General features: G+C 70.3%; 8 protein-coding genes. 5 read left to right on the plus strand and 3 right to left on the minus strand.

Annotated elements, in window-relative coordinates:
- Window positions 1-67: 67 nt before the first annotated feature.
- Together ACFVX6_RS39900 and ACFVX6_RS39905 are read right to left on the minus strand one after the other, a co-directional pair.
- The gene (locus tag ACFVX6_RS39900) at window positions 68-1561 is read right to left on the minus strand and encodes a hypothetical protein (protein WP_389699490.1); all 1494 of its coding nucleotides are present in this window, start codon (window positions 1559-1561) and stop codon (window positions 68-70) included.
- 80 nt (window positions 1562-1641) lie between these two features.
- Window positions 1642-1860, minus strand: coding sequence for a hypothetical protein (locus ACFVX6_RS39905; protein WP_389699491.1), 219 nt, complete (start codon window positions 1858-1860; stop codon window positions 1642-1644).
- Window positions 1861-1991: 131 nt separating this feature from the next.
- On the opposite strand from ACFVX6_RS39905, the gene ACFVX6_RS39910 reads away from it, so the two are divergent.
- Window positions 1992-2969 (plus strand): carbohydrate kinase family protein, encoded by a 978-nt coding sequence (locus ACFVX6_RS39910; RefSeq protein ID WP_389699492.1) that lies wholly within the window; start codon window positions 1992-1994, stop codon window positions 2967-2969.
- A gap of 252 nt (window positions 2970-3221) precedes the next feature.
- Here the strand turns inward: ACFVX6_RS39910 and ACFVX6_RS39915 are convergent, their stop codons facing one another.
- Entirely contained in the window at window positions 3222-4604 is a 1383-nt protein-coding gene (locus ACFVX6_RS39915) for a cysteine desulfurase/sulfurtransferase TusA family protein (RefSeq protein ID WP_389699493.1), read from the minus strand.
- Between the two features lie 294 nt (window positions 4605-4898).
- Between ACFVX6_RS39915 and coxB the strand changes: the two genes are divergently transcribed.
- The 4 genes from coxB (at window position 4899) to ACFVX6_RS39935 (ending at window position 9381) form a co-directional block, all read left to right on the plus strand.
- Window positions 4899-5873 (plus strand): cytochrome c oxidase subunit II, encoded by a 975-nt coding sequence (coxB, locus tag ACFVX6_RS39920; RefSeq protein ID WP_389699494.1) that lies wholly within the window; start codon window positions 4899-4901, stop codon window positions 5871-5873.
- Complete coding sequence (gene ctaD / locus ACFVX6_RS39925) at window positions 5870-7600, plus strand: cytochrome c oxidase subunit I (RefSeq protein WP_389699495.1); 1731 nt, start codon at window positions 5870-5872, stop codon at window positions 7598-7600. The genes coxB and ctaD overlap by 4 nt, the downstream gene beginning before the upstream one ends.
- Window positions 7597-7995 (plus strand): cytochrome c oxidase subunit 4, encoded by a 399-nt coding sequence (locus ACFVX6_RS39930; protein ID WP_274552284.1) that lies wholly within the window; start codon window positions 7597-7599, stop codon window positions 7993-7995. The genes ctaD and ACFVX6_RS39930 overlap by 4 nt, the downstream gene beginning before the upstream one ends.
- A gap of 138 nt (window positions 7996-8133) precedes the next feature.
- Entirely contained in the window at window positions 8134-9381 is a 1248-nt protein-coding gene (locus ACFVX6_RS39935; RefSeq protein WP_389699496.1) for an Ig-like domain-containing protein, read from the plus strand.
- The last annotated feature ends 84 nt before the right edge of the window (window positions 9382-9465 follow it).

A 9465-nucleotide genomic window follows, 5' to 3' on the forward strand; every position in this document is an offset into this window, starting at 1 on the left:
AAGTCGCCGGGCGCGGCTGGCCGGACGGCCACATCCGCGGGCGGGCCCCTCTCGCGCGTCCCGGCGCCTACTGGCGGGGGACGGCCTTGCCCGTGGTCGCGTCGATCACCTTGCGGTCGCCCAGCGGCTGCTGGAGCGTGCCCGTCACCGTCATCTCCTGCGCCAGCATGATGCAGGCCTGACCCGGCTTGTTCGGGGTGTCCGTGATCTTCACCATCACCGACTCCGGCTGCTCCCGGACCTCCAGGGCGTACGTGCTGCACACCCCGCCCCAGAAGTTCACGGTCAGCGTCCGGTCGGCCAGGGCGTACGAGAAACCGGGCACGGTCTGCCCCTTCGCGGGCGGGTCGACCGGGGTGGGCAGGTCGATCGGGGGAGTCTCCTCGGTGAGGGCCGCCGACTGGGCCACCGTGTGGCCCGGGCCGCCGCCCTTGCCGGCCACCTCGAACAGCCAGCCCGGCACCAGACCGCGGGCCCCGTCGACCGTGCCCGGCACCAGCCCGAGCCGGGCACCCCGCACCGACTCGGTCCGCGTCGGCTTCATCGGCCGGGGGTCCGGGTTGCACGGCAGCGTGTCCGTGGCGCCGTCCGGGGAGTCCGGAGTCAGCGGGACGCTCGTGGCGCAGCCGCTCGGGCCGGGGTCCGTGGCACCGGAACCCCGCGCCTTGTCGTTCAGCCGGGCCAGCGCGTCGACGGCGCCGATCACCGGCTGCTCCGCGGCCCGCGCCGGAGCCTTCAGCTCGCCGCTGCCCGACACCACCCGGGAGTCCGCCCCGACACCGACCCGGGTGGACCAGCCCTGCGTGGGCAGGCCGCCGATCACCGGGTCGGCCGTCACCACGCGTACGGAGCCCTGCGCGAGCCGCGCGTCGAGCGCGGCCCCGCCCTGCCCCACGGCCGCCAGCACGGGCGCGGCGGCGGCCTTGGCCGCCTCCTCGGAGACGGGCGTCCCGGTGGTACCGCCGTGCTCCTGACCCAGGTCCTGGGGGAGGGTGGCAGGGCCGCAGGTGTCCTTGCCGCGCACGCAGTCGTCCCCGGTGCCGCCGACCTGGAACCGGGAGAAGTTCCAGGTCCCGGGAGCCTTGAGGTTCACCGTGAGCCGGGGCCCGGAGCCGTCCGCGGTCTCCCCGGCCTGCCAGGTCTCCCCGGCGAGCCGGGGCGCGCCGGAGATCCCCAGCGCCGTCGCGAGCCGCGCCACCTCGGCGGAGGTCACCTCACCGCCCGCCGCGAAGGCCGGCGCGGTGGCCGGGCCCTCCGGGAGGGGGACGTCGGCCGTGTACGTGACCCCGCCGCCGGACGGGTCGGGCTCGCCGGGGGCGATGCCGGGCCCGGGCGGAGTGGCCTCCGCGCGGGGCGCGGAGGCCGCGCTGTCGCCCGTACGCCCCTCACTGTGAGCGGTCGACGCCCAGATGGCGGTGCCGCCGCCGGTGAGCAGGACGGCGGCCGCGATCGAACCGACGGCCCAGACCTGCCGCCGTCGTGTGCCACGGGACGCACCGGGGGTGCCGGGTGCCTCCGGTGTCTCGGGTGCTTCCAGTCCATCGGGTTGTTCGCTGGTCACCGCATCGCTCCTTTGCCCGTCCCGCATGGGGTGATGCGGGTGTGACGGAACAGACGCGGATCCGGTTCCGCCCGGGCGGCCTAGTAGCCGTAGACCGCCGTGGAGGCGATGAGACGAGCCGAGGCCGCCGGGACGCGGATGCCGATGATCTGCGAGGGAGCCACCCGATCCGGCCGGGGATCCGCGGGAACCGGCCAGTGCGGGGCCATCCGGGCGCAGTCGCCCAGCAGCTGTTCGAACTCGGTGCCCGCCGCGTTCCCGGAGGGCTGGACGTGCCCGAAGCCATCGGTGTAGGTCATGGGGCACGGTAGGCACGGCACTGCGAGGGAAGAAAGAGCTACTACGGGGTAGTTTCTGCCGGTCGGCCTCGGCCCGCCGAGCGGGTAGTTTTGAATGTCCCCTTGCCTTCCCTCGCAGGAGCGTCCACGCCGTGCGTATCGCAGTCACCGGCTCCATCGCCACCGACCACCTCATGACCTTCCCCGGCCGCTTCGCCGACCAGTTGGTCGCGGACCAGCTGCACACGGTCTCCCTCTCCTTCCTCGTCGACAACCTCGACGTGCGGCGCGGCGGCGTCGGCCCGAACATCTGCTTCGGCATGGGGCAGCTCGGCGCCCGGCCGATCCTCGTCGGAGCCGCCGGCTCCGACTTCGACGAGTACCGCGCCTGGCTCGACCGGAACGGCGTCGACACCCAGTCCGTGCGGATCTCCGAGGTCCTGCACACCGCGCGCTTCGTCTGCACGACGGACTCGGACCACAACCAGATCGGCTCCTTCTACACGGGCGCGATGAGCGAGGCCCGCCTGATCGAGCTGAAGGCGGTCGCGGACCGGGTCGGGGGCCTGGACCTCGTCCTGATCGGTGCGGACGACCCCGAGGCGATGCTGCGCCACACGGAGGAGTGCCGCACGCGGGAGATCCCCTTCGCGGCGGACTTCTCGCAGCAGATCGCCCGGATGGACGGCGACAACATCCGCACCCTGATGGAGGGCGCGACGTACCTCTTCTCGAACGAGTACGAGAAGGGCCTCATCGAGGCGAAGTCCGGCTGGACCGACGCGGAGATCCTGGCGAAGGTCGGCACCCGGGTCACCACGCTCGGCTCGAACGGCGTCCGCATCGAGCGGGTCGGCCACGACCCGATCGTGGTCGGCTGCCCGGAGGAGACCGCGAAGGTCGACCCGACGGGCGTCGGCGACGCGTTCCGCGCGGGGTTCCTGACGGGCCTGGGCTGGGGCGTCGGCCTGGAGCGGGCCGCGCAGGTCGGCTGCATGCTGGCCACGCTCGTCATCGAGACCCTCGGCACCCAGGAGTACACCCTGGCCCGCGCCCACTTCATGGAGCGCTTCACGAAGGCCTACGGCGAAGAGGCAGCGGCGGAAGTCCAGTCCCACCTCCCGGCGTAACCCCTCGCGGGGCCCGGTTCCGCTGCCGCCCGTGGGCGGGTCCGGTGGGCGGGTGCGGGTGGCTCGGCCCTGCGGGGCGGAGTCCCCTGCCCGCCCTTCGCCCGTTTGTGCCGCGCGGCGGCAAACCCAGCCCGTCCGGCGTGTGAGGACCGGGTCCGGGCGGAGCCCGGGGAACGGTGGAAGGGCGGGTAGGGGACGGCCCCGCAGGGCCACACCCGCCACGTCCGCAGGCCGGCCACGGCGCAGGCCGGATCAGACGGCCCGGCGGACCGTGTACGCAGTACCGAGGGCACGCGGGGCCTCGCCCACGTACACCTGCCCCCGCATCGCGCACCACGCCGGAATGTCCAGCCGCGCCACCTCGTCGTCCGACAGGACGGTCACCGTCCCCCCCACCGGCACCCGCCCGATCGCCCGGGCCAGTTCGATCACCGGCTGCGGACACCGCAGGCCGAGGGTGTCCAGTTCCAGGGATTGCGCCTCCGGATCGGCGGCCATCACCGGTTCCACCACGCCGAGTTGCTCGCGCACCCCCGCCACCAGCCCCGGCAGGACCTCCAGGAAGCCGTTGACCTCCGCCGCCGTCGTGCCGGCCGGCAGGGACACCCGTACGTTCCCCTCCGACAGCACCCCCATGGCCCGCAGGACATGGGACGGCGTCAGCGTCGAGCTGGTGCACGAGGATCCGGAGGAGACGGAGTAGCCGGCCCGGTCCAGCCCGTGGAGCAGGGTCTCCCCGTCCACGTACAGGCAGGAGAAGGTGACCAGGTGCGGGAGCCGGAGGTCGGGATGGCCCACCACCTCCACGTCCGGCACCAGGCGGGCAACCCGCCGCCGCAGCCGGTCCACCAGGATCCGCAGCCGGGCCGACTCCGCCTCCGCCTCGGCGCGCACGGCCCGCAGGGAGGCCGCCGCGGCGACGACCGCGGGGAGGTTGACGAAGCCGGGGGAGCGCCCCGACTCCCGTTCGTCGGCGGGGCCTTGGGGGGCGAAGCGCACTCCCTTGCGGACCGCCAGCAGGCCGACCCCGGCCGGGCCGCCCCATTTGTGGGCGCTCGCGCACAGCACGGACCAGTTCCCGGGGACGGGCCCCCAGCCCAGCGACTGTGCGGCGTCCACCAGCAACGGCACCCCGGCGGCGGCGCACACTTCGGCAACCTCCGCCACGGGCTGGACGGTGCCCACCTCGTGGTTGGCCGACTGGAGACAGGCCAGCGCGGTGGAGGGCCCCAGGAGTTCCCCGTAGGAGGAGACGGAGACGCGGCCGAACCGGTCCACCGGGACCTCCTCCACCCGCCCGCCGCCCGCCGCGTGGACCTCCGCCGCGTGCAGTACGGAACTGTGTTCCACCGCTGATACGACCAGGTGCCCGCCGACGCGCCGACGCCCCGCCAGGACCCCGGCCATGCCCGAGTGAACCGCGTGCGTCCCCGAAGGAGTGAACACGAGCTCGTCGGGGCGGCAGCCCACCGCCTCCGCCGCCGCCTCCCGCGCCGCGTCCAGCAGCAGCCGGGCTCGCCGCCCTTCGCGGTACAGCCGGGCCGGGTCGGCCCAGCCTTCGTCAAGGGAGGCCTGGAGCGCCTGCCGGGCCACGGGGTGCAGCGGGGCGGCGGACGCGGTGTCGAAGTACGGCATCCGGTCACGCTAACCGGCCGCCGCGCCGGCGCCGCGACCGGCCGAGGTCAGGGGGCGTCAGATGTCGCCCAGACCCCGCCATTCGGGGCCCGTTGGGCCGTCCCCCGTACGGCGGATCCATCCCTTCGGGGTCAGTAACGGCGCGTTGGGCACCCTCCCCGCGCGACCCCAAATAGCGTCCAGTAGGGTTTGGTCCGCATAAACATCCAAACCCCTGCCTGCGTCAGGGCCGGCGACCGACCCGAATGCGGCCGCGGCCGGCCGCGCGGGCCGAGACTCTCGGGAAGGCGCTACGTGAGTCCCTACGGCTCCGACCGCTCGCCGCGGCGCCCGATGCGGCGGAAGCTGCTGCAGGCGCTGACTGCGGGCGTGGTCCTGGCGACCGCCACTGGTTGCTCGTATACATGGAAAGACTTCCCCCGCCTCGGATTGCCCACCCCGGTCACTGAAGAGGCGCCTCGCATCCTCTCCCTGTGGCAGGGGTCCTGGGCGGCCGCTCTGATCACCGGCATCCTCGTGTGGGGCCTGATCATGTGGAGCGTCATCTTCCACCGGCGCAGCCGGACCAAGGTCGAGGTTCCCCCGCAGACCCGGTACAACATGCCCATCGAGGCGCTGTACACCGTGGTCCCGCTCATCATCGTCTCGGTGCTCTTCTACTTCACCGCGCGTGACGAGTCGAAGCTGCTCTCCCTCTCCGCCAAGCCGGCGCACACGATCAACGTGATCGGCTACCAGTGGAGCTGGGGCTTCAACTACGTCGAGAACGTCGACGGCGATGCGGCGACTCCGAAGGCGGGCGAGGTTCCCAAGGAACTCGCCACGATCCCGGACCGCTACACCAAGGACTTCCCGGCGGGCGCCGAAGGCGTCTACACCAAGGGCGTCCCGAGCGACCGGAACGCGGAGACCGGCAACCCGGGCCCGACGCTCTGGCTGCCGAAGGGTGAGAAGGTCCGCTTCATCCTGTCGTCGAACGACGTCATCCACTCCTTCTGGGTGGTCCCCTTCCTGTTCAAGCAGGACGTCATTCCGGGGCACACCAACGTCTTCGAGGTCACCCCGACCGAAGAGGGCGTCTTCATGGGCAAGTGCGCCGAGCTCTGCGGTGTCGACCACTCCCGAATGCTCTTCAACGTCAAGGTCGTCTCCCCGGAGGCGTACAAGGCGCACCTGAAGGAGCTCGCGGAGAAGGGTCAGACCGGCTTCCTCCCGGCCGGCATCCAGCAGACCGACCCGGCCCGCAATGCTGAGGTGAACAAACTGTGAGCATCCTCAACCAGCCTCAGGGTGCCGAGGCCGACTCGTACGAGAACGAGTTGCCGGTACGGAGCAAGCAGCCGGGCAATGTCGTCGTGAAGTGGTTGACCACCACCGACCACAAGACCATCGGCACGATGTACCTGCTCACGTCGTTCGTGTTCTTCCTCATCGGCGGCCTCCTCGCGCTCTTCATGCGCGCCGAGCTGGCCCGTCCGGGTACGCAGATCATGTCGAACGAGCAGTTCAACCAGGCGTTCACCATGCATGGCACGATCATGCTGCTGATGTTCGCCACCCCGCTGTTCGCGGGCTTCGCGAACTGGATCATGCCGCTGCAGATCGGCGCGCCCGACGTGGCGTTCCCGCGGCTGAACATGTTCGCGTACTGGCTGTACCTCTTCGGTTCGACCATCGCGGTGGCCGGCTTCGTCACCCCCTCGGGTGCCGCCGACTTCGGTTGGTTCGCCTACTCCCCGCTGTCGGACGCGGTCCGTTCGCCGGGCATCGGCGCCGACATGTGGATCATGGGTCTGGCCTTCTCGGGCTTCGGCACGATCCTCGGTTCGGTCAACTTCATCACCACGATCATCTGCATGCGCGCCCCCGGCATGACGATGTTCCGCATGCCGATCTTCACCTGGAACGTGCTGCTGACCGGTGTTCTGGTCCTGCTCGCCTTCCCGGTGCTGGCCGCCGCGCTCTTCGCGCTGGAGGCCGACCGCAAGTTCGGTTCGCACGTCTTCGACGCCGCGAACGGCGGCGCCCTGCTATGGCAACACCTCTTCTGGTTCTTCGGACACCCAGAGGTGTACATCATCGCGCTGCCGTTCTTCGGAATCGTTTCCGAGATCATTCCGGTCTTCTCGCGCAAGCCGATGTTCGGTTACATCGGCCTGATCGCCGCGACGATCTCGATCGCCGGCCTTTCGGTGACCGTGTGGGCCCACCACATGTACGTCACCGGCGGTGTGCTGCTGCCGTTCTTCTCCTTCATGACGTTCCTCATCGCGGTTCCGACCGGTGTGAAGTTCTTCAACTGGATCGGCACCATGTGGAAGGGCTCGCTGTCCTTCGAGACCCCGATGCTCTGGACGATCGGCTTCCTGGTCACCTTCACCTTCGGTGGCCTGACCGGCGTCATCCTGGCCTCGCCCCCGATGGACTTCCACGTCTCCGACTCGTACTTCGTCGTCGCGCACTTCCACTACGTCGTCTTCGGCACCGTGGTCTTCGCGATGTTCGCGGGCTTCCACTTCTGGTGGCCGAAGTTCACGGGCAAGATGCTGGACGAGCGCCTCGGCAAGATCACCTTCTGGACGCTGTTCATCGGCTTCCACGGCACCTTCCTGGTGCAGCACTGGCTGGGCGCCGAGGGCATGCCGCGTCGTTACGCGGACTACCTCGCGGCGGACGGCTTCACGCTGCTGAACACGATCTCGACGATCAGCTCGTTCCTGCTGGGCCTGTCGATGCTGCCCTTCATGTACAACGTCTGGAAGACGGCGAAGTACGGCAAGAAGGTCGACGTCGACGACCCGTGGGGCTACGGCCGTTCGCTCGAATGGGCGACGTCTTGCCCGCCGCCGCGGCACAACTTCCTCACCCTGCCGAGGATCCGGTCCGAATCCCCGGCATTCGATCTGCACCACCCCGAGATCGCGGCCCTCGACCACCTTGAGGACCACTCCGTGGCCGCCAAGGCCGTCGCTGGTGGCAAGGAGGCCGGCAAGTGAAGATCCAGGGCAGGATGTTCCTGTGGCTCGCCGCCTTCATCCTGATCATGACCGTCGTGTACGGCGTGTGGTCGAAGGAGCCGGTCGGCACCACCGCGCTCGCACTGGCCTTCGGCCTGAGCGCCATGATCGGCTACTACCTGGCCTTCACGGCCGCGCGCGTCGACCAGATGGCCCAGGACAACCTGGAGGCCGACGTCGCCGACGAGGCGGGCGAGCTGGGGTTCTTCTCCCCGCACAGCTGGCAGCCGCTCTCGCTGGCCATCGGTGGCGCCTTCGCCTTCATGGGCGTCATCTTCGGCTGGTGGCTGATGTACTTCTCGGCGCCGCTGATCCTGATCGGTCTGTGGGGCTGGGTGTACGAGTACTACCGCGGTGAGAACCAGAACCAGTAGCCGCACCCGCGCTGCCACCCACGGTGGCGGCCACAGCGTGAGACCAGGGGCCCGGACACCTCCAATGGAGGAGTCCGGGCCCCTCGTTTGCAGTCACCCCGCGCGCCGTAATTGTCATATCTTCATAGCGTTGGCTCCATGAACCAGTCACCGCGTCTTTGGACCGTTATCGGCTGCTCCCTGCTGGTCGCGTCCCTCGGGGCCGGCGCCACCGCATGCGGGTCGGGCGACGACAACCCGCTGTCCGCCCGCCCCTACGACGCGGGCGACCAAGTCGCCCTCAACCAGTCCACCGGCAGTCGCCCGGTCGACCCGGACCGGCCCCTGGAAGTCACCGCCAAGAGCGGCGACGGCCGGATCACCGACGTGAGCGCCGTGGACACCCACGGACGCCGCCTGGCGGGCGAGTTGTCCGCCTCCGGCGACCGCTGGCACAGCACCGTCCCGATGGCCGCCGGCGTCCGCTACACCGTCCTCGTGAGCACCGAGGACGAGCGGGGCGCTCCCGGGCAGCGCACGCTCACCTTCGACACCACCCCGGCCCAGAAGGTCCTCAAGGTCGAATTCGGCCCGGACGAGGGCAAGTACGGCGTCGGACAGCCCCTCACGGCCGAACTCAACGAACCCGTGAAGGACAAGGCCGCCCGCGCCGTCATCGAGCGGGGCCTGGTCGTCGACGCCCCGGCGGAAGCAGTGGGCGCCTGGCACTGGGTCGACGACAAGAAGCTCCACTACCGGCCCAAGGAGTACTGGCCCGCCAACACCACCGTGTCCGTTCGGAGCAACCTGGAGGGCATCAAGATCTCCGACGACCTGCACGGCGCCGCCTCCAAGCCGTTGAAGCTGGAGATCGGCGACCGCGTCGAGGTCACCACGGACGCCTCCTCGCACTGGCTCACGTTCAAGCGCAACGGAGAAGTGATCAATTCCATCCCGGTGACCACCGGAAAGCCGGGCTTCTCCACCCGCAACGGCGTCAAGGTGGTCCTCGGCAAGCAGTACTACGTCCAGATGCGCGGAGACACCGTGGGCATCGGCGGCAGCGAGTACTACAACCTGCCCGTCTACTACGCGACCCGCGTCACCTGGAGCGGTGAATACGTCCACGCCGCGCCGTGGTCCGTAGGCTCCCAGGGCTACGAGAACGTCAGCCACGGCTGCACCGGCATGAGCACGGGCAACGCCGCCTGGTTCTACGAGAACATCAGCGAAGGCGACATCGTCCGCGTCATCAACAGCATCGGCGACGACATGGACACCTTCGGCAACGGCTACGGCGACTGGAACATGGACTGGAAGGACTGGCGCGAGGGCAGCGCCCTCCTCAAGGGCACCCAGGACGGCCGCAGCCCGGTCGACCAGGCGCGCCTGCGCCCGCAGGTGTAACCACCGGGCCGGGAGCGCCGGAAGAGCCACGAGAGCCGAGAGAGGCCACAACCGGGGCACGGGTGCCCGTACGGACCGTACGGG

Origin of the sequence: Streptomyces sp. NPDC058289 (genome assembly GCF_042880975.1) — a bacterium.
GTDB lineage: Bacteria > Actinomycetota > Actinomycetes > Streptomycetales > Streptomycetaceae > Streptomyces > Streptomyces stoeckheimensis.

Coding starts and splice junctions, on each gene's coding strand:
- ACFVX6_RS39935 (WP_389699496.1), top strand. CDS start 8,134: ATGAACCAGTCACCGCGTCTTTGGACCGTTATCGGCTGCTCCCTGCTG.
- ACFVX6_RS39905 (WP_389699491.1), bottom strand. CDS start 1,860: ATGACCTACACCGATGGCTTCGGGCACGTCCAGCCCTCCGGGAACGCG.
- ACFVX6_RS39915 (WP_389699493.1), bottom strand. CDS start 4,604: ATGCCGTACTTCGACACCGCGTCCGCCGCCCCGCTGCACCCCGTGGCC.